Genomic DNA, 21,283 nt, shown 5'->3' with positions numbered 1-21,283 from the left:
ACTAAAATGACATATTCACTTCAACTCTTTGATGACATCATTACAAATCCGCTAAAAGACGGTGTCCTCGTTATTCAACTCAATAGACCCAACGAATTTAACGCACTCAGAACCAAGCTTCTGGATGAAATTGCGCAGGTCCTCGTCAGAGCAGAAGAAGATGAAAATGTCAGATGCGTCGTGCTAACCGGAAACCAAAAAGCCTTTGCAGCCGGTGCGGACATCAAGGAAATGGCGACCAAATCACCCGCAGATGTCTTACGTGACCCCCGCGCCGCCTCCTGGAAAGTCATCCGGAATTTCAAAAAGCCCTTAATCGCCGCGGTCAATGGCTATTGCTTGGGCGGTGGTAATGAACTTGCCATGCATTGCGATATTATTGTCGCTGGGGAGAACGCAAAGTTCGGACAACCCGAAATAAACTTGGGAATTATCCCCGGTGCGGGCGGAACCCAGCGCTTTACCTCCTTACTGGGAAAATCAAAGGCCATGCGATATGTACTGACCGGCGATTTCATGTCTGCAAAACAAGCCTATGAAGCCGGTCTGGTGGCGGAAATCTTCGCACCGGAAGAAACCCTGGATCAAGCCATCAACATCGCGAAAAAAATCGCCCAAAAAGCCCCAATCGCCGTTGAACTGGCAAAAGAGGCCGTGTTGAAAGCAAGCGATAGCCTCTTGGAGTCGGGACTGGCGTTTGAGCGAAAAGCCTTCGCTGTCTTATTTTCCACCAGCGATCAAAAAGAAGGGGCAGACGCCTTTATCAACAAACGCCCCCCTGTCTATAAGGGATCATAAGCCGTGGTTAGGCTGCCTGAGATCCTACAGGCAGCCTAAACTTATCAGTGATCCGTCATCGTTAAGACGACTTTACCGAAACGCTGCGGGTCTTCCAGCCGATCAAACGCCTCGCTGGCTTTTGACAGTGGATAGACGGAGTCAATAACGGGCTGCAATTGACCCGACGTAAAAACGCGCACCAGACGGTCAAACTCCTGCAAGCTGCCCATCGTGGAGCCAAGTATGGAGAGTTGACGGATAAACAACCGTTGCAGATCAGCCGACGGATGACTGCCCGTCGTCGCCCCGCACGTCACGACCTTGCCGCCCCGTTTCAGCGCCCGCAACGTACTGCCCCATGTTGCCTCCCCGACATTATCGATAGCAAAATCCACGCCTTGTCCATCGCTCAAGGCCAAAACTCGCTCGACCACATTTTCTTTTTGATAATCAATCACATGATCTGCACCGGCTTTTAGGGTTTTGTCTATTTTATCTGCCCCTGTTGTGGTGGCGATCACGTGACAGCCTGCAAGTTTTGCCAGTTGTACACTGGCACAAGCAACCCCGCCCCCAGCCCCGACAATCAGAGCGGTTTTACCCGCCGATGCTTCTGCTTTGGTAAAAACCATGCGCCATGCCGTCAAATAGGCCACCCCGAGTGATGCCGCCTGAGCGCCATCGCAATGATCTGGGATCGGGAGCAGACTTTGAGTGGGCGCGGCAATATAGGTCGCAAACGTGCCGTCACAATGTTCCCCAAAAATTTTGGCGTTCACACATAAAGGCTGATCCCCTTGGGTGCAAAATTCACATGTTCCGCAAAAACGATAGGGGTAAAGGATCACCCGCTGCCCGACTTTCAGGGAAGAGGGACCGCTGATTTTTTCAATCCTTCCGATACCGTCCACCCCCATGATCTGGGGTAAATCATGGGTAATCCCGGCCCCACTCTCCCTCATATACACATCGACGCGGTTAAGGGAGGCAGCTTCCATACGCACCAAGGCCTCGCCTTGCGACAGGACGGGGGTGTCGCATGATGTATAGGCAACGCCCTCTCGCCCCCTTTGCTGCAATAAAATAGCTTTCATCTGGATCTCCGAAAATCAGTGACCGGAAAATTCTGGTTTCTTCTTCGCCAAAAAGGATGAAATCCCCTCTTTCGCGTCTGCGGATGTAAAGAGCCTTTGCTGCAATTCCCGTTCCAGCGCCAAGCCGCTTTCCAGTGGCAGATCTACGCCACTTTGGACTGATCTTTTAATATGACCGACAGCCATTGCCGCCTTGTTAGGCGGGCAGAACTGCTCGGCATATGCCATCACATCTTCCATAAAGGTTTCACTGTCGTAAATGGCGTTCACAATGCCCAGTTCCAAAGCTTTATGTTCATCAAAGATATCACCGCTGATCATAAGTTCAATCGCTTTTGATTTCCCCAGAATACGGCCAAGGCGTTGGGTTCCCCCCGTTCCGGCAAGCACCCCAAGTGCCACTTCCGGCAAGCCCATTTTAACCGCCCCTGCGCGCACGATCCGAATATCGGCAGCCATCGCAATTTCCAGCCCGCCCCCGACACAATGTCCGTTAATCGCAGCGATCACCAATTTTGGTGTATGTTCCAAGCGCAAGAGGGTTTCATTTGCATGCAAACAGAAATTATACTTAAAATGCGGGTCCGCCCCTTTCAACATTTCGATATCTGCACCGGCACAAAAAAACTTTTCACCCGCCCCTTTGATCACAATAACATGCACGTCTTTATCGAAACGGGCATCAATGACCGCAGCATCCAACTGCTTGAACATTTCATAGGAGTAGCCGTTCACGGGCGGATTATTCAACTCGATAAGTGCAATACCATTCTGTGTGCTGTAGGTGACGAGTGACGGTGTCATTATCATTTCCTTTAAATCTGAACTTCAACGAAGGGGCATCAAAGCGCCAACAGGCAATATAATGCATGAAAAATGAAAATAATAGGAATTATTATGCATTTTTTTGCTTGCTGTTTAGAATTCGTTTAAATAGACTGGTCGAAATCAACACTTGACCCTAGGAGAGTGACTTGCCCGATCAGATCAGCAAATTGCAAAAATTGATTTCTCAGATCACCCTAGAACTGAGCAACACGCCTATCACCAAAGAATTATCCGAAACCTTGACCACCACCTTCCCACCTGAGGGTGAGCTTTTTCAAGATATCCAAACCCTCTGTAAAACGGGCATGAGCGAAGGATGGTTGGGAAAATATGAAGCCGGAGGCTTGCGGTATGGCCGCGTGATCAAACGGTCACCAGAAACACATGACTTTAGCGTCGATGTGGTTCTGATGAAAGATGTTAAAGGCCCGTATCATGTCCATCCCACAGGCGAAATCGATATGGTCTTCCCCCTTGATGAAACCGCTAATTTTGACGGCCAAGGCTTGGGATGGAAAGTCTACAGCCCCGGCAGCGGACACTATCCAACCGTACGAAACGGTGAAGCAATCGTTCTATATCTTTTACCAAATGGTGAAATTGACTTCACCAAACCAAACTAAAAATAAGCCTTAAAATCAAGGTGACTAAAAAAATGACCGGGAAACTCGGCATTTAAATAATAGGGAAATGGTTTCAATATTTATTACTGGGAGAATGAGCGAATGCCTTCTTTGAGTACGGCTAATCATGATGGAAATATTCCAACTCTTGAGATACCCCGCCAATACAACGCAGCATATGACCTGCTTTATCGAAATATACAGGCTGGGCGCGCCGACAAAGTTGCCTTTAAGGATGACTACTGTTCTTGCACATATGGCGAGTTGGAGGACAAAACCTCACGCTTTGCAAATGCCCTAAAGGGCCTTGGCTTGCGCATGGAAGACCGCCTCTTAATGTGCGTCCATGATACCGTTGAATTTCCCATCACATTTTTGGGAGCCATCAAAGCGGGTGTCGTGCCTGTGGCCGTCAACACGCTGCTGACGCAAAAAGACTATGAATATATGCTGACGGACAGTCGCGCACGGGTTGCCGTTGTTTCAGAAGCGCTATACCCTTTGTTTCTGCCCCTTCTTGATCGCATCCCCACATTGGAGCGCCTTCTTGTTGCAGACCCGAACAACATTCATCCTGATGCCATCGCCAAACTGATCGACCAAGCCGACCCTGATTGCATTATCGCCCCGACAACGTGCGACGATGTTTGTTTTTGGCTTTATTCATCAGGATCAACTGGCGCCCCCAAAGGGACAGCGCATGTTCATTCCAGCCTTATCCAAACAGCGGAATATTTTGCACGTCCGATCTTGAAAATCACCGAACAAGATGTGGTTTTCTCCGCCGCAAAACTGTTTTTTGCCTATGGGTTGGGCAATGGCTTAACCTTCCCCATGAGTGTCGGTGCCACAACGATTTTGATGGCTGAGCGACCAACGCCAGAGTCGGTCTGCGAACGTCTGATCACTCATAAACCGACAATCTTTTACGGCGTACCGACTTTGTACGCCTTTATTCTTGCCAGCCCTGACCTCCCTGCTGTCGAAGAGTTTAACTTCAGAATTTGCACCTCCGCCGGCGAAGCTCTCCCGGAAGACTTGGGCAAACGCTGGTTTGAGCGTTTCGGCATCCATATTCTTGACGGCATTGGTTCCACAGAAATGCTTCACGTTTTTCTATCCAACAGCCTTGAGAATGTGCGCTATGGGACAACCGGCAAACCCGTCCCCGGCTATGAGTTAAAACTGCTGGATGATGAGGGACAAGAAGTCCCCGTCGGTGAAACCGGCGAGCTTGTCATCAAAGGCCCGACCAGTGCGGCATTTTATTGGAATAACCGCACCAAAAGCCGCGCGACTTTCCAAGGCGAATGGACCCGCAGTGGCGATAAATACACAAAAGACGAAGACGGCTACTACACCTATTCCGGTCGTACGGACGACATGCTGAAAGTCAGCGGCATCTACGTTTCCCCCATCGAAGTTGAAGCCGCCCTCATCAAACACACGGCCGTTTTAGAAGCCGCCGTGGTCGGGCATCAAGATGATGACGATCTGGTCAAACCCAAGGCGTTTATTGTCTTAAAGAATGGTTACAACGGGGATCAAGAATTGGCAGATGAACTGAAGGCGCACGTTAAGTCCCTGTTAGCCCCCTACAAATATCCGCGTTGGTTTGAGTTTATGGAGGAACTTCCCAAGACCGCAACCGGAAAAATTCAACGTTTCAAACTCCGTTGACCATTGATTACACTATTGGAATAGAAAAATGCAGGATGCAATCTCGATCATCAAAGATGAGCATATCTCCATCAGCTCGGTATTAAAAGGCATGGTGGAGCATATCGAACAAGCCATGGCTGGCGAGCGCGAGGCCGACCCGTTTTTGCTAGCAGCAATGCTCGATTATGTGGAAACCATTCCCGAAAAAGTACACCACCCGAAGGAAGATCAATATCTCTTTCGCCTATTGCGCAAACGCACCCATGCCGCCGACCAGGCGTTGGCCGAACTGGAAGAAGAACACAAAAAAACACCGGGCTTGTTGAAAAATATGCGCCTGTCCTTAAAGACTTTTAAAAAGGAAGGCGACCTGCCTGCCTTGGAAAATGCCATTCGCGAATATGCCCGTTTCCATTTTGCCCATATGCGCAAAGAGGAAAAAGAAATCATCCCCTTGGCGGTTGAACATTTAACCGCTGAAGATTGGCATGAAATTCACGCAGCCTTCCAGCTGAATATGAAAAACGACTTGCTTTAACCGCCGTCAAATCCCCTGAAAACCCCGACACATACTGTCATTGCCCAGCATGTGATCAGGGGGATTTGCGCCAAAATTTAAAGATAGGAAATAAAAATGCAGATTAAAAGCTACCTTTGTGGCCAGTGGTTAACGGGCACAGGCCCCGAAACCGAGTTGACCAATCCCGTGAACAATCAACCCATTGCCACTGTGTGCGGACAGAGATTGGACCTCAAGTCTGCATTAGACTTTTCACGCAAAACAGGCGGCCCGGCCTTGCGCGCCTTGGGGTATGGGAAACGCGCCCAGCTCCTGCGACAAATCGCAGATATTTTGGTAGAAAATCGCGATCGTTATAACCAAATCGCCCAAGAAAATTCCGGCAATACGGTCGGCGATGCTGGTTTCGATGTGGATGGCGGCATTGGCACACTCAAATATTATGCGTCCTTGGGCAAAAAACTTGGTGAGCAAACCTACCTTGTTGAAGGCCCGGCAGAACAACTCACCCGCGACGAAAACTTTAAAGCCCTGCATATCTTAACACCGTTGAAAGGGGTTGCTGTCCATATCAACGCCTTTAACTTCCCGTCTTGGGGGATGTGGGAAAAAGTCGCCGTCGCTCTCCTTGCCGGTGTGCCCAGCTTTGTCAAACCAGCGACAGCGACCTGCCTTCTGTCCTATGAAATGGTCAAAGATGTGGTAGAGGCAAACATCCTGCCCGCAGGTGCCCTATCCTTACTCTGTGGCGGTGGTCGCGACCTTATGGATCATCTGGGAAGTGACGACCTTGTTGCCTTTACAGGCTCAGCAGACACGGCAAATATGCTGCGCCAACATAAAAATGTCATCGCTTCCAACCTGCGCTTCGCGGTTGAGGCAGACAGCTTAAATGCCTGCATCCTTGGCCCAGATGTTACACCTGAAGATGCTGAATTTGAGTTCTTCATCAAAGAAATTGTGCGCGAACTGACCGTAAAAGCCGGGCAAAAATGCACCGCCATTCGCCGCATCATTGTCCCGAAGACCAGAGAACAAGATGTCATTTCGGCTTTGAAAGATCGTTTGGCCAAAACCACCATTGGCGATCCGCGCGATGAAAATGTCCGCATGGGACCATTGGTAAATGCGGCCCAACTCAAAGCGGCAGAGGAAGGTCTAAAAGTACTGCAAACTGAAGCGGAAGTCGTGGTTGGTGAAGACAATGCAAACTTCAGCGTGGATCCTGCCCAAGGGGCCTTTTTCGCCCCGCGGATTTTACGCTGCGAAAACCCGCTACACGCCCAGAAGGTCCATGAAGTTGAAGTCTTTGGTCCCGTCGCAACGGTTATGGGCTACGAAACAGCGGACGATGCCCTGACCTTGGGCGCTATGGGTGGCGGCTCGCTTGCCTGTTCCGTCTTTACGCGCGATGATGCCTTTGCCCATCAAGCCGCCCTTGACCTATCCGCCAGCCATGGGCGCGTTTTGATCGTCAACGAGCTGATCGCCAAAGGACATTCCGGTCACGGTGTCGTGATGCCCCAATGCATCCACGGCGGCCCCGGTCGTGCCGGCGGCGGGGAAGAAATGGGCGGTCTTCGTGGCCTCTATTTCTATCATCGTCGCAGTGCCATTCAAACCACCACGGATCGGGCGCAGATGCTTCTTGATCAAGGGCTATCCCTAGCCTGAGGTCACAGACATGGATTTCTCATATATTCAGTTGACGCGCGATGACCATATCGCGCGTCTACATCTCAATCGCCCGGACGTCATGAACGCCCTCAACAAAGACATGTTGGGGGAAATTGCAACCGCCTTTGCAGCACTTGAAAATGACGACACGGTTAAATGCCTGATCATCCAAGGCAATGGACGCGGCTTTTGTACCGGGCAGGATCTGGAAGAACGACGGGTACCGGACGGCCAAGACATGCCCGATTTAGGGGACTCCCTCGCCCAGCGCTATAACCCGATTATCACCGCCATTCGCAACTTTCCCTTCCCTGTCCTCTGTGCGTTAAACGGGCCTGCGGTTGGGGCAGGTGCGGGGATCGCGCTTGCCTGTGACGTCGTCGTTGCGGCAAAAACAGCGTCCCTTATTTTTCCGTTCAATCGCTTGGGGTTGATCCCCGATTCCGGCCTAACATGGTCCCTGCCGCGTCTGGCCGGGTTTGCCCGTGCCTCAGCCAGCATTTTACTGTGCGACCCCATTCCTGCTGCCAACGCCAAAGAATGGGGGCTGATTTGGGATGTTGTCGAACCGGACGAGCTAAATAACACCATCAACGGACTTGCCCAAAAGCTCATATCTCAACCAAGCTTGGGCATGGCCCTTGCCAAACAAGCGCTCAATCACAGCCTATCCAACGACATCACCCAACAATTGGCACTGGAAAGCAGCCTGCAGCGCACAGCCGGCGCACACCCCGATTACAAACAACGCGTCCTTGCCTTTTTAAATAGAAAAGGAGGCTAAGCCCATGACTGCCCTCCCCCCCACTCAAACCATCGGTGTAATCGGTGCTGGCACGATGGGTGCCGGGATTGCACAAGTTGCCGCACAGGCTGGGCATGAGGTCTGGCTTTATGACCTTTCCGCCGCCGCCGTTGACGCAGGCCTTCATCACATTTCTACAGGTTTGGACAAATTGGTTGCCCGCGGGAAAATGACGTCAGACCATAAAGACGCTGTGATGGGCCGCCTCAAGCCTGCAAAAGACCTTGCCCAATTGGCCAACGCTGCCTTGGTTGTTGAAGTCATCGTCGAAAAGCTGGACGTCAAACAGGACCTCTTTAAAAAACTGGAAGACATCTGCCCAAGCGACACCATTCTGGCCAGTAACACATCGTCCATTTCCATCACTTCGATCGCGGCAGGCCTCACACATCCGGAGCGATTGGTCGGGATGCATTTCTTTAATCCAGCCCCGATCATGAAATTGGTTGAGGTTGTCAGCGGCCTTGCCACTTCTCAAGACGTTGCAACCACCATTTACGACACCGCAACCGCATGGGGCAAAAAGGCCGTTTACGCCAAATCCACACCGGGCTTTATTGTCAATCGGGTCGCGCGTCCCTTTTATGCGGAAGCCCTGAGAATAGTGCAAGAAGGCGGCAGCGATTTTGCGACCCTTGATGCCGTCATGCGCGATTGCGGCGGCTTTCGAATGGGGCCTTTTGAACTGATGGACCTAATCGGCCATGATGTGAACTATGCTGTCACCAATTCAGTTTTTGACGCCTATTACGGTGACCCCCGCTTCCTCCCCTCCCTTGTCCAAAAAGAACTGGTCAATGCGGGACGATTGGGGCGAAAAACCAACGCGGGTTTTTATGACTATCACGACACTGCCCAACCAATAAAAATCAACGACCACCCATCCGTGAATAGATCAGTTGAGCGCATAGACGTGGTCGGTGATTGTTCTGCGATCGCTAGTCTTATTGCTATGCTCAAGACCCTTGAGGGTGTGGACCTTCAAATTGACGAAAATCGGGCAAAACCAGCAGAAATAAAAGTTGGCTCCGCCGTCTTAAAACTATGCGATGGGCGTTTTGCATCTGTGCGCAGCCATGAAGAAGGCATTGAGAACCTGATCCATTTTGATCTTGCCCTCGACTATGCCACAACCCCGCGCATTGCCATTGCCAAATCACTGCAAGCGACAGACGATGCCCTGCTTGAGGCGGTTGCCTTTTTCCAGCGATTGGGAAAACAGGTGAATGTGATCGAAGACCTGCCCGGCCTGATCGTCATGCGTACCGTTGCCATGCTGGCAAATGAAGGCGCAGATGCGGTGCACCAGCAGGTTTGCAGCCCTCAGGATGTGGATATTGCCATGAAAAATGGCGTCAATTACCCCATCGGCCCGTTGCAATGGACCAAACGGATCGGCCTTTCAACCGTTTATGAAACCCTGAAAGGGTTAGGCCAAAGTTATGGGGAAGACCGCTACCGTCTCTCCCCCCTGATTTTGAAAATGGTTGCCGCAGGCCGCGAACTCGACACCTTAGCAGAGAAAGACTAAAACGATGAAACAAGCCTATATTTGTGATGCCATTCGCACACCTATCGGTCGATATGGCGGCACGTTATCAAGCGTTCGCACAGACGATCTTGGGGCAATCCCGCTGAAAGCCCTGATGGCCCGTAATCCAGATGTCGATTGGTCGAAACTGGAGGAAGTCGTTTTTGGCTGCGCAAACCAAGCTGGCGAGGATAACCGCAATATCGCGCGCATGTCGGCGTTACTCGCGGGTCTGCCAGACACTGTCCCCGGCAGTACCATCAACCGATTATGCGGTTCAGGTATGGATGCGCTTGGCGTCATCGCCCGCGCCATCAAAGCTGATGAAATTGAACTGGGTATCGCAGGCGGTGTTGAATCTATGTCGCGCGCGCCCTTTGTCATGGGCAAAGCCGATACAGCCTTCAGCCGCACCGCACAGATTGAAGATACCACCATCGGCTGGCGTTTCATCAACAAGCTGATGAAAGAAAAATACGGCGTGGACACCATGCCGCAAACTGCTGACAATGTGGCTGAAGACTATAAGATCAACCGCACAGATCAAGACCTCTTTGCCCTCAACAGTCAAAAAAAATGGCAGCAAGCCGACGCACAAAACCTGTTTGAAGAAGAACTAATCCCCGTCACCTTGCCGCAACGCAAGGGCGATCCGATACGCTTTAGCCGCGACGAACACCCCAGAGCGGACACCACCCTTGACAAACTGGCGACCCTAAAAGGGATAAATGGTGCAGATAAAACCGTCACCGCGGGCAATGCGTCCGGCGTCAACGATGGGGCATGTGCGCTGCTTGTGGCCTCGGAAAACGCAGCAACCCAACATGGCCTGACACCAAAGGCCCGTATTCTCGGGATGGCAACCGCGGGCGTTGCCCCGCGGATCATGGGGATCGGGCCAGCACCCGCCACCCGTAAAGTCCTTGCCCAATGCGGTCTGTCCCTAGACGATATGGATATTATTGAACTCAATGAGGCCTTTGCCTCCCAAGCCCTTGCGGTGTTGCGGGATCTAGGGCTGGACGATAACGATCCACGCATAAACCCCCAAGGAGGCGCAATCGCGCTTGGCCATCCGCTGGGCATGAGTGGCGCGCGTCTTGTCACAACCGCAACCTATCAACTGCACCGCCAACAAAAACGCTACGCCCTGTGCACCATGTGCATTGGGGTCGGCCAAGGTATCGCCATGATCATTGAACGGGTCTAGCTCTCTCAATATGCATTATATTTCAAGCTGCGCACCCCTGCGCAGCTTTTTTTTAAGAATCCTCCAACCGCACCCCGAAATTCTGAAGAATCTGAACAAAAACAAGGATAAAAAATCTCTTTTAAAAAGCTTTTATTTTTTATTCCCCTTGCTCCTCCACAGTTTTTTTGGAATTTAAAGAGAAGTCAAAGCCCTGATTTTAAATGATAATTTTCAAACGAACTTCAAAATGCATTAAAATGCATTTTATGTATTGTTACGGTAAATATAATGCATTATATTTCATGAAGATTAAGAGACATATTTAACAAGGAGTTTCCCGTTGATCGACTTTCAAACATCCCCCCAGGACTACAAACATTGGAAACTGGACTTTGACGGCCCCGTCGCTTACCTCACGATGGATGTCAACGCTGAAGCCACATTAAAACCGGGCTATGAATTGAAAATGAATTCATATGACCTTGGTGTCGACATTGAACTTTATGACGCTGTCCAGCGCTTGCGCTTTGAACACCCTGAAATCAAAAGCGTCGTTATGCGTTCTGGCAAAGACCGTATTTTCTGCGCCGGTGCCAACATCCGTATGCTTGGCAAGTCCTCACACGCCCATAAAGTAAACTTCTGTAAATTCACAAACGAAACCCGCAACTCCATCGAAGATGCGTCTGAACATTCCCATCAGCGCTATATCTCTGCGGTCAACGGCACCGCTGCTGGCGGTGGCTACGAACTAGCGCTCGCGACAGATTACATCATGTTGATTGATGATGGCAGCGCAACCGTTTCCCTGCCCGAAGTGCCCTTGCTTGCCGTCTTGCCCGGCACAGGTGGCCTGACACGCGTGGTCGATAAACGTAAAGTGCGCCGGGATCGCGCAGATATCTTCTGCAGCATCGAAGAAGGCGCGCGCGGTCAACGTGCCGTCGATTGGCGCTTGGTTGATGAAAGCATCAAAGGGTCTATCTTCGAAGAAGAAGTTGCAAAACGCGCCCATGCCTTTGCCGCAGACTCTGATCGCCCGTCCGATGCAAAAGGCGTTACTTTCACGCCGTTAAACCGCAAAATTGATGGCGATCGCGTCCAGTACGACCTGATTGATATCGAAATCAACCGTTCTGGCCGTGTCGCAACAGTGACCTTAAAAGCCCCAACAGACGCCGCACCAGCCGACCTTGCTGGCGCCCATGCACAAGGCGCAGACTTCTGGCCGTTGGCGCTTTGCCGCCAGTTCGATGATGCACTGCTTCACCTGCGCACCAATGAAACAGAAATTGGCACCGTCATCTTTAAAACATCTGGAAACGGCTCTTTGATCGAAGCTTATGAAAAGCTTTTAGAAGACAACGCCGATGACTGGCTGATGCGTGAAATCATCCTCTATTGGAAACGTACGCTGAAACGCGTTGACATGACCTCACGTACTCTTGTGACCCTGATCGAACCGGGAAGCTGCTTTGTCGGCATTTTGGCCGAACTGATTTTCGCAGCCGATCGCAGCTATATGCTGGACGGTCAAATTGAAGGCGACGACACACCGGAAGCGAAAATCAAACTCAGCGCCTTTAATTTTGCCATGATGCCCATGAGCAACGACCTCACCCGCCTGGAAACCCGCTTCCTTGGGGAGCCGGAAACCGTGGAACGCGTCAAAGCCATGATCGGTCAGGAGATCAATGGTGCCGAAGCAAATAAGCTCGGGCTGGTGACCGATGCCTATGATGATATCGATTGGGAAGAAGACGTCCGCCTGTTCCTCGAGGAACGCGTCGGATATTCCCCGGATGCCTTGACCGGCATGGAAGCAAACCTGCGCTTTGCAGGTCCAGAAACCATGGAAACCAAGATTTTCGGGCGTTTGACCGCTTGGCAAAACTGGATCTTCCAACGACCGAATGCCGTTGCAGACGACGGCGCTTTGAAATTGTACGGCACAGGAACGCGCCCTTCTTACGATTTTAATCGGGTCTAATTTTTACAGTTACTTAAAAAGTTTAGGAGTGCACTTATGAGTGAATCTATCCGTGCGGACCTCGTTGAGGTTAACTACGACGACCTTATCCCGAACAACGTTGATCTTTCCAATGACCGCCGCCTGAAAAAGGCACTGGAAGAATGGCAGCCCAACTATATTGACTGGTGGAAAGACATGGGACCGGAAGGCTTCCAAGAGTCAGAAGTTTACCTGCGGACCGCCGTTGGCGTTGACCCGCAGGGCTGGGCTGTCTTTGACCACGTCAAAATGCCGGAATACCGCTGGGGCATTCTGCTCGCCCCGAAAGAAGAAGGTCGAAAAATCAACTTCGGCAAACATAAAGGGGAACCGGCGTGGCAAGAAGTCCCTGCCGAATATCGCTCCCTGCTGCGTCGCCTGATCGTTATTCAGGGCGATACTGAGCCAGCCTCGGTTGAACAACAGCGCTATCTGGGTAAAACCGCCCCTTCTCTTTATGACATGCGCAACCTGTTTCAGGTGAACGTGGAAGAAGGACGCCACCTGTGGGCAATGGTGTATCTGCTGCAAAAATATTTCGGTAAAGAAGGCCGTCAGGATGCGGAAGACCTGCTGCAACGTCGCTCCGGTGACGAAGACCGCCCGCGCCTGCTGGGGGCCTTTAACGAAGAAACACCGGATTGGCTGTCTTTCTTCATGTTTACCTACTTTACAGATCGTGATGGCAAGATGCAGTTGGCGGCGCTGGCAGAAAGTGGCTTTGATCCGCTGTCACGCACTTGCCGCTTCATGCTGACCGAAGAAGCACACCATATGTTTGTGGGCGAAAGCGGTGTCTCGCGGGTTGTTGAAAAAACCTGTCAGGCCATGAACGATGCCGGGATCACTGATCCGTACGACATTGAAGCCGTTCGTAAACTGGGCGTGATTGACCTGCCGACAATTCAAAAGAAACTGAACTTCCACGTTTCCGTCACAGAAGATCTGTTTGGCGCTGAAGTGTCCACAAACGGTGCCTCTGCCTTTGAAGCGGGTCTAAAAGGGCGCTTTGAAGAAACCAAAATTGACGATGACCACCAACTGCACGATGCCACATTTGATGTCTGGCGCGTGGTGGACGGGCAGATCGTTCAGGAAACAGAACCTGCATTGAACGCTGTAAACGCCCGTCTGGTTTACGATTACATCAATGACGCTGCTGGTGGTGTGAAACGCTGGAACAAATTGATCAAAAAGATGGGGATCGACTTCGATCTGAAGATGCCGCACATGGGCTTCAACCGCCGAATTGGTGAATTTGCAGAAAGCTTCATCACACCGGAAGGTGAAATTGTTGACGAAGCAACATGGACAGCCAAGGAATTTGACTACCTGCCAAACGAAGCTGACCTTTTGTTCCTGAAAGAATTGATGCAACCGGAATACCGCCAAGGGGAATACGCAACCTGGATTGCGGCACCAAAGGTCGGCATCAACTCCAAGCCCGGTGATTTTGAGTACGTCAAAATTTACGGCTCCTCCAACTAACGTCTCCCTGTGACAGGAGAGCGCTTTCTCCCAATGAGGGCTCTCCTGTCGCCACTAACTTTTAATAATCCCAACTCCAGGAGTGGACAATGAGCGCTATTCGCCAACACTTGATTGATCCAGAGGTTTGTATTCGCTGCAACACATGCGAAGAGAATTGCCCTATTGATGGTGCGATCACGCATAATGCAGACAATTATGTGGTTGATGTCGAAAAGTGTAATTACTGTATGAGCTGTATTGCCCCGTGCCCCACTGGTGCAATCGATCATTGGCGCATGGTAACGACCCCCTATTCACTGGAAGAACAATTTAGCTGGGACGAGCTTCCAGATGACGCCGAACCTGCAGCAAATGCTGAGACAAGAACAAATGCCGACCACGAAGCCCTTGAAGATGAAGCCACAGCCATTCTGGATGTCGCCCATCAGGGTCAACAAGGTAAGGTAAAACCGCCTTTCTCCGCCGCTCACCCCTTCATCAATATCTACACGCGCGAAAATCCGGCAATCGCAAAAGTCGCTGGCAATTATCGAATTACGTCTGAAAACAGCGATTCAGACATTCATCACATTGTACTGGATTTCGGCTCAACCGCCTTTCCGGTTTTGGAAGGTCAAAGCATTGGCATCATCCCCCCCGGTGTGGATGGACGCGGCAAACCTCACAACATGCGCCTTTATTCTGTCGCCAGTCCCCGGGACGGCGAACGCCCCAACCACAACAACCTGTCTTTAACGGTAAAACGCGTGTTGTTTGAAGAAGATGGCGAACTGCAAAAAGGCGTTGGGTCCAACTATGTCTGTGACCTGCAAAAAGGGGACGAAGTGCAAGTGACGGGTGCTTTTGGCTCCACCTTCCTGATGCCGAACCATCCGGAAGCCAACATCATGATGATCTGTACAGGCACAGGGTCCGCGCCCTTCCGCGCGATGACAGAACGCCGCAGACGCAAACGCTCCCCCGGTGATCCCGGCAAAATGATGCTGTTCTTTGGCGCAAGAACCAAAGGCGACCTACCTTACTTCGGCCCCTTGCAAAAACTGCCAAACAGCCTCATCCGCAAAGAACTCTGTTTCTCACGCGAGCCGGATCAGGAAAAAGAATATGTGCAGGATCGCATTTTAAAGTGCGGGTCCGACGTGGCGGAATGGCTGAAAGATGACAACACCTTCATTTATCTATGCGGTTTAAAAGGCATGGAAATCGGCGTTGAAGCAGCCTTTTCAAAAATTTGCGAAGGCAACGGGCTGAACTGGGACACGCTGCGCACCGCCATGCGGGAAAACGGTCGCTACCATGTCGAAACATACTAACAGAGAAAAAACATGACAGTGCCCTTTACCCACAGCCGTCCCATCCTTTGGGGCGACACAGATGCCGCAAATATTGCCTACACCGTTCGTTTTCTCGACTATTGCCTAGAAGCCATTGAAGAATGGTTTAAGGGCGTGTGCAAAACCGATTGGTACGTCCTCAACATGGACCACTCAACCGGCACCCCTTTTGTCAATGCCAATATCGACTTTAAAGCACCGCTGACCCCCAGAAATAAACTGCATACCCAAGTTTTGATCAAAAGACTGGGTACGGCATCCATCACCTTTCACTTACGCGGTCTGCGTGACGATGATGTTGTGTCTTTTGAGGCGCAATTAACCTGTTGTTTTGTCAACAATAAAGAAATGACATCCATCCCCATTCCTGACGATTTTCGCCAAAACATAGAAAGCTACATTGAAGCTGGCGGCACCGTTCAGGCTGCTGGTTCGCAATAATAACGATAAATCGTGCGAGCTTATTTTTAACAAGGAGGTACTTTACGTATGAAAAATACACTTAACTACAAAGGCTTTACTCGTAAATTCCGACAGATCGCGCTTGCAGGGATTGCGGGCGCACTTGTGTCTGGCGGTGCATTTGCAGCGGAACCTGTGAAATTGGGCGTGATGCTCCCTTACACAGGAACCTATGCGGCCCTTGGTGATGCCATCACAAAAGGTCTGGAACTGGCGATCAACGAAAATGGCGGTAAATTGGGCGGCCGAGATGTCGAGTTCGTCACCATTGACTCGGAAGCCAACCCCGGTAAGGCGCCTCAAAACATGAACCGTCTCATCAATGGCGAAGGGGCGGATGTGGTGATCGGCCCTGTCCATTCCGGTGTCGCTATGGGGATGCTCAAAATGGCACGTCAAGAAGGCGCCATTATGATTATTCCAAATGCAGGCCTGAATGCGGCGACACGCCAATTCTGTGCCCCAAACATCTTCCGCACATCCTTTAGTGCCTGGCAGACTGCTTATCCCATGGGCAAAATGGCCTATGAGAAAGGCTATCGCAAAATCGCAACCATTGCCTGGAACTACAGCTTTGGTAAAGAGTCACTGGAAGCCTTTGAAGAAGGGTTCAAAGCGGCAGGCGGTGAAATCGTCAAACAGTTTCTGACCCCCTTCCCGAAAGTCGAATTCCAAGCTTACCTGACGGAAATTGCGTCGCTTAAACCAGATGCGGTCTTTGCCTTTTATGCTGGCGGCGGTGCGGTAAAATTCGTCAAAGACTATGACGCTGCCGGGATTAAAAAGAGCATTCCACTGTTAGGCTCCGGCTTCATGACAGACGGCACCCTTACTGCCCAAGGTCAATCTGCGGAAGGCGTTATGACGACGCTGCATTACACAGAGACATTGGACAACGCGAAAAACAAAGCCTTCCAACAAGCCTATCAAGATGCCTATGGCGCGACAGCCGATATCTATTCCGTACAAGGATATGATGCCGGTCAAATGCTTGTGCAGGCCCTTGCCTCCCTCAAAGGTGACACAAGCGACAAGGACGCTTTCATCAAGGCACTGGCGGCTGTGAAGATCGACAGTCCCCGTGGCCCTTGGCATTTCTCAAAAGCACATAACCCTGTGCAAAACATGTACCTCCGCGAAGTGAAGAATGGTGAAAACGTGGTCGTCAAAATTGCTGCCGAAGCAGTAGATGACCCGGCCACCGGCTGCACAATGGCACAATAAGCCCGCGGCTTTACGGGAAGATCACGTCTTTGGTCTTCCCGTATTTTTCTAATCTTTGGAGGGGAACATGGACTTCACAACCATCCTTATTCAACTGCTCAACAGCGTGCAGTACGGCTTATTACTTTTCCTGATATCAAGTGGCTTAACACTGGTCTTCGGGATTATGGGGGTCATCAACCTTGCGCATGGTGCGATGTATATGATCGGCGCCTATTTGACGTATGCATTCGTCGACTGGACAGGCAGTTTCGGTCTCGCGCTACTTCTTGGTCTTCCCGTAATGTTGGTTGTAGGGATTATTATTGAACGTTTTCTGATTGATCACCTGTATAAAAAAGATCACCTGTTTCAAGTTCTCTTGACCTTTGGTCTGATCTTGATCCTAAACGATCTGCAAAGCCTGATCTGGGGAAATGACACCCATGGCGTTCCCATACCGGATCTGCTATCCGGCTCGATCACGCTAACAGATACCATGCAATACCCGATCTACCGTCTAAGTGTCTCCGCCATCTGTCTGGTGTTGGCTGTGGCGATGTACTGGGTCATTCAAAAGACCCGCCTTGGCATGACTATTCGTGCCGGGGCCAGCAACCGCGAAATGGTTGAATCGCTGGGCATCAACGTGCGCACCCTCTTTACCATCATCTTTGCGGCAGGCGTTGCGCTCGCCGGTTTTGGGGGAATGATCTCTGCCCCTTTAAGCTCCGTCTACCCCGGTATGGGCGATAGTGTCCTGATCATCTGCCTTGTGGTGGTTGTCATTGGCGGCATCGGTTCCATTAAAGGCGCATTTTGGGGCGCTATGCTGGTCGGTCTGGTCAGCACCTTTGGTCCGATTTTGATCCCGTCTCTTGCCAGCGTGATGGTCTACCTCGTGATGGCTATTGTCCTTCTTGTAAAACCACGCGGTCTGTTCGCTTAGAAATAAGAGGTTCTTTATGTATAACACTCCCCGTTCGATCTCCTTATTCCTAGGAATCCTCTTTGTTCTGATGCTATGCTACCCTTTATACGGCGACTTAATTTTCGGATCTAAATCCAGCTTTTACATGCAAAAGCTGACCTCCATCATTATTTTAGCAATTTTAGCAATGAGCCTCGACCTCCTTGTCGGTGTAAGTGGCCTTGTCAGTATGGGCCATGCCTTGTTTTTTGGCTTGGCTGGCTATGTACTCGCGCTTATTTCACCAGAATATGACGCGGCAAACATTTGGATTGTGCTTCCTGCCGTCCTTGCCAGTTGCGCCGTCTTGGGTCTTATCGTTGCATTTTTAACCATAAAAACCTCAGGCATCTATTTCATTATGGTCACCTTGGCCTTTGGTCAAATGGCATACTATTTCTTCAACGATTCAGACTTTGCAGGCGGGTCTGACGGTCTTTACATCATGATGAAACCCGCCGTGATGTTGGGGGATCTGCAACTGCTCAACCTCGAAGACAAACACACCCTTTTCTATGTCTGTCTGGCCTGTATGGCGTTGGTCTATCTGATTTTGCGGATGCTGCTAAGATCCCCTTTTGGGCAGGTGCTTGTCGGTATTCATGCAAATGAGCACCGCGTAAAAGCCATTGGGTACAACACCACACGCTACAAAATCGTAAGCTTTGTCATTGCTGCAACACTGGCTGGTCTTGCCGGTTTTCTCGCCGCCACCCAATATGGCTTCGTCAACCCGTCTCAACTTGGATGGCATACCTCCGGCTATGCGTTGATGATGGTTATCATGGGCGGCGCAGGTACCATCTTTGGTCCTGCACTCGGTGCCTTTGTTTTTGAAATTCTCCATTCCTTCTTTGAAAGCTTTACGGACCATTGGCTGATGCTGATGGGCACCGTAATGATCTGTGTTGTGCTGTTTTTACCCAACGGGATCGGCGGCGCTTTACTGAAGTTGGTGGAAAGATTTGAAAAGAAAAACAAACACATCCAGACCGGAGACAACGACAATGGCTGAAACGATTTTAAAAACTGAAAACCTCACCAAACGATTTGGCGGTCTGGTCGCGGTCGATAAAGTTAACCTTGAGCTTGTCAAAGGCGAAGTCCACGCCATCCTCGGCCCCAACGGTGCGGGTAAAAGTACCCTTGTAAACCTGCTGTCTGGTGACATGACCTCCACAGAAGGGACCATCACGTTTGAAGGAAAGGATTTAACCGGCCTGCCGCCTTATGTCATTTCCCATTACGGTCTGGGCAGAAGCTTTCAGAAAACCAATATCTTCCCCAAACTCAGCTGTTTTGAGAATGTCTGGCTTGCGGCTCAATCGCGTCAAAAAACGTCCATGCGTTTTTTCAGACCCGCACGCCGCATGAAAGAGGTCGAGCAACTCACCCTGTCCAGTCTGGAAAAATGCGGTCTTTTAGCACAAAAAGATGTCATTGCGTCTTCCATGAGCTATGGCGAACAGCGCCAACTTGAAATCGGCATGATGCTTGCCACTCAACCCCGTCTTCTCCTGATGGACGAGCCAATGGCTGGTATGGGGAAAGAAGAGTCAGAAATGCTGGTCCAGCTCATCAAGGATTTGGCGAAAGACTATACCCTCCTCCTGATCGAACACGACATGGATGCGGTTTTTGCTGTCGCAAACCGTCTCACCGTCATGGTCAATGGTCGGGTTTTAGAAACAGGCACACCCGATCAAATACGTTCCAGCCAACAAGTGCAAGAAGCCTACCTTGGTAGTGAAGGAGGATTTTAAGATGGACACAGATTACATTGTCAAAGCAGAAGGCCTTCAGGTTTACTATGGGGCCTCGCACGTCCTCCATGGGGTCGATTTTAACGTTAAAAAAGGCGAAACCGTCAGCTTGATGGGACGCAATGGCATGGGTAAAACAACCACCCTGCGCTCCATCTTAGGGTTCGTCCCCCCCAAAGAAGGCCGCGTGGAAGTGTTTGGTCAGGATGTGACCGGCGCGCGGCCGTTCAACATCATCAAACGACATCTCGCCTATGTCCCGGAAGGTCGTGGGATGTTTCATAACCTGAGTGTGCGTGAACATCTGGAAATGCCCGCCCGCCCGGGGATGGATGGTACAAGCCGCTGGACCTTTGAGCGGGTAATGGAAACCTTCCCACGTCTGTCTGAACGTTTAACGAATATGGGCGGACAGCTTTCCGGTGGGGAGCAACAGATGCTCGCCATCGGGCGCGCCCTCATGACAAACCCGGAGCTTTTGATCCTCGATGAAGCGACAGAAGGGCTCGCCCCTCTCATTCGCGAAGAAATCTGGCGCATTATCCAAATCATTAAAAACGATGGAATTTCAACTATCATCGTCGATAAAAATATCGGCCCCATTCTGGACATGGCAGACCGAAACATCATCCTTGTCAAAGGCAATATCGTTTTTGAGGGAACCAGCGATGAATTGCGTGAAAATCCTGAAATTCTTGCAACGCACATCGGTGTATAAGGGGGTAAAAATATGCAAAAAACGATCACCATCATTCGCACAGAACACCGTCGCCTTGCCGCGATCATCAATTGTTTTGTGGGCGTTCTCACGGATTTGAAAAATGACCCTACAAACCCTGACTTGGAATTGCTGGATCAGGTCCACACCTATTGCCGATCCTTCCTCTACCAGTTCCATCACCCCAAAGAAGACGGACACCTGTTCCCCGCCCTTTTAAAAGCCCGTCCTGACCTCTCCCCTATAATTGAAAAACTTGAAAGTGAACATCAAAAAGGGGTAGATTTGCTGGATGAAATGGACAAAGCTCTTCTTGCTTACAAAGAAGACCCAAAGAAACATCTGGACGTCTATCTGCAGATCGCACAAGCCTATCGAGATTTCGAGTGGAAACATATGGCAACCGAAGAAAAAGAAATCCTTCCTCAGGCACAAAAAAGCCTCTCCGTCGAAACATGGGAAGAATTAGATAAAATCTTTTCAGACCATGACGATCCGGTCTTTGGGGATGCGCCACAAAGCATGTACGAAAATTTGCTCAGCCAGATTGTCAACCGTGCCCCCTCCCCCCATGGGTTAGGCTAGGTAAATTCTTTGACGAAAATCTTGCAAAAGAACG

20 protein-coding genes are annotated in these 21,283 nt (G+C 50.6%); 18 read left to right on the top strand and 2 right to left on the bottom strand.

The window, feature by feature from the left end; all coding sequences use genetic code 11:
* Positions 1-6 precede the first annotated feature (6 nt).
* Positions 7-798, top strand: coding sequence for an enoyl-CoA hydratase-related protein (locus Q397_RS0102220; RefSeq protein WP_051609624.1), 792 nt, complete (start codon positions 7-9; stop codon positions 796-798).
* A 44-nt stretch (positions 799-842) separates the two neighbouring features.
* Here the strand turns inward: Q397_RS0102220 and Q397_RS0102215 are convergent, their stop codons facing one another.
* Together Q397_RS0102215 and Q397_RS0102210 are read right to left on the bottom strand one after the other, a co-directional pair.
* Positions 843-1,874: a zinc-binding dehydrogenase gene (locus Q397_RS0102215; protein WP_028878023.1), complete on the bottom strand. Its 1,032-nt coding sequence runs from the start codon at positions 1,872-1,874 to the stop codon at positions 843-845.
* Positions 1,875-1,889: 15 nt separating this feature from the next.
* Complete coding sequence (locus tag Q397_RS0102210; RefSeq protein WP_028878022.1) at positions 1,890-2,678, bottom strand: enoyl-CoA hydratase/isomerase family protein; 789 nt, start codon at positions 2,676-2,678, stop codon at positions 1,890-1,892.
* Between the two features lie 170 nt (positions 2,679-2,848).
* Here Q397_RS0102210 and Q397_RS0102205 point away from each other — a divergent pair, with 170 nt between their 5' ends.
* The 17 genes from Q397_RS0102205 to Q397_RS0102125 all read left to right on the top strand — a co-directional run bounded on the left by Q397_RS0102205 (position 2,849) and on the right by Q397_RS0102125 (position 21,249).
* Positions 2,849-3,325, top strand: a complete 477-nt coding sequence (locus tag Q397_RS0102205; protein ID WP_028878021.1) for a 4-hydroxylaminobenzoate lyase — start codon at positions 2,849-2,851, stop codon at positions 3,323-3,325.
* Positions 3,326-3,427: 102 nt separating this feature from the next.
* Positions 3,428-5,005 carry a benzoate-CoA ligase family protein gene (locus tag Q397_RS0102200; RefSeq protein WP_028878020.1) on the top strand — a complete coding sequence of 526 codons (1,578 nt, stop codon included), beginning with the start codon at positions 3,428-3,430 and terminating at the stop codon, positions 5,003-5,005.
* Between the two features lie 28 nt (positions 5,006-5,033).
* Entirely contained in the window at positions 5,034-5,525 is a 492-nt protein-coding gene (locus Q397_RS20680) for a hemerythrin domain-containing protein (protein ID WP_051609623.1), read from the top strand.
* Positions 5,526-5,621: 96 nt separating this feature from the next.
* Complete coding sequence (locus Q397_RS0102190) at positions 5,622-7,181, top strand: 3,4-dehydroadipyl-CoA semialdehyde dehydrogenase (protein ID WP_028878019.1); 1,560 nt, start codon at positions 5,622-5,624, stop codon at positions 7,179-7,181.
* A 10-nt stretch (positions 7,182-7,191) separates the two neighbouring features.
* Entirely contained in the window at positions 7,192-7,968 is a 777-nt protein-coding gene (locus Q397_RS0102185) for an enoyl-CoA hydratase-related protein (protein ID WP_028878018.1), read from the top strand.
* Between the two features lie 4 nt (positions 7,969-7,972).
* Entirely contained in the window at positions 7,973-9,520 is a 1,548-nt protein-coding gene (paaH, locus tag Q397_RS0102180) for a 3-hydroxyacyl-CoA dehydrogenase PaaH (protein ID WP_028878017.1), read from the top strand.
* A gap of 4 nt (positions 9,521-9,524) precedes the next feature.
* Positions 9,525-10,730, top strand: coding sequence for a 3-oxoadipyl-CoA thiolase (pcaF, locus tag Q397_RS0102175; RefSeq protein WP_028878016.1), 1,206 nt, complete (start codon positions 9,525-9,527; stop codon positions 10,728-10,730).
* 322 nt (positions 10,731-11,052) lie between these two features.
* Entirely contained in the window at positions 11,053-12,702 is a 1,650-nt protein-coding gene (boxC, locus tag Q397_RS0102170; protein WP_028878015.1) for a 2,3-epoxybenzoyl-CoA dihydrolase, read from the top strand.
* A 36-nt stretch (positions 12,703-12,738) separates the two neighbouring features.
* A complete protein-coding gene (boxB, locus tag Q397_RS0102165; protein ID WP_028878014.1) occupies positions 12,739-14,211 on the top strand; it encodes a benzoyl-CoA 2,3-epoxidase subunit BoxB in 1,473 nt (490 codons plus the stop codon).
* A gap of 89 nt (positions 14,212-14,300) precedes the next feature.
* Positions 14,301-15,527 carry a benzoyl-CoA 2,3-epoxidase subunit BoxA gene (gene boxA / locus Q397_RS0102160; RefSeq protein WP_028878013.1) on the top strand — a complete coding sequence of 409 codons (1,227 nt, stop codon included), beginning with the start codon at positions 14,301-14,303 and terminating at the stop codon, positions 15,525-15,527.
* 12 nt (positions 15,528-15,539) lie between these two features.
* Positions 15,540-15,989, top strand: a complete 450-nt coding sequence (locus Q397_RS20675; protein WP_051609622.1) for an acyl-CoA thioesterase — start codon at positions 15,540-15,542, stop codon at positions 15,987-15,989.
* Positions 15,990-16,037: 48 nt separating this feature from the next.
* The gene (locus Q397_RS0102150; protein WP_028878012.1) at positions 16,038-17,234 is read left to right on the top strand and encodes an ABC transporter substrate-binding protein; all 1,197 of its coding nucleotides are present in this window, start codon (positions 16,038-16,040) and stop codon (positions 17,232-17,234) included.
* A gap of 67 nt (positions 17,235-17,301) precedes the next feature.
* Positions 17,302-18,162, top strand: coding sequence for a branched-chain amino acid ABC transporter permease (locus Q397_RS0102145; protein WP_028878011.1), 861 nt, complete (start codon positions 17,302-17,304; stop codon positions 18,160-18,162).
* A 169-nt stretch (positions 18,163-18,331) separates the two neighbouring features.
* Entirely contained in the window at positions 18,332-19,198 is an 867-nt protein-coding gene (locus tag Q397_RS0102140) for a branched-chain amino acid ABC transporter permease (RefSeq protein WP_240475010.1), read from the top strand.
* A complete protein-coding gene (locus Q397_RS0102135) occupies positions 19,191-19,946 on the top strand; it encodes an ABC transporter ATP-binding protein (protein ID WP_028878009.1) in 756 nt (251 codons plus the stop codon). The genes Q397_RS0102140 and Q397_RS0102135 overlap by 8 nt, the downstream gene beginning before the upstream one ends.
* 1 nt (position 19,947) lies before the next feature.
* Positions 19,948-20,664 carry an ABC transporter ATP-binding protein gene (locus tag Q397_RS0102130; RefSeq protein WP_038012651.1) on the top strand — a complete coding sequence of 239 codons (717 nt, stop codon included), beginning with the start codon at positions 19,948-19,950 and terminating at the stop codon, positions 20,662-20,664.
* Between the two features lie 12 nt (positions 20,665-20,676).
* Positions 20,677-21,249: a hemerythrin domain-containing protein gene (locus Q397_RS0102125; RefSeq protein ID WP_028878007.1), complete on the top strand. Its 573-nt coding sequence runs from the start codon at positions 20,677-20,679 to the stop codon at positions 21,247-21,249.
* Positions 21,250-21,283: the final 34 nt, after the last annotated feature.

The sequence above is a fragment of the Terasakiella pusilla DSM 6293 genome, assembly GCF_000688235.1.
In the GTDB taxonomy this organism is placed as follows: domain Bacteria; phylum Pseudomonadota; class Alphaproteobacteria; order Rhodospirillales; family Terasakiellaceae; genus Terasakiella; species Terasakiella pusilla.
This window is presented reverse-complemented; position numbering and strand designations above follow the sequence as displayed.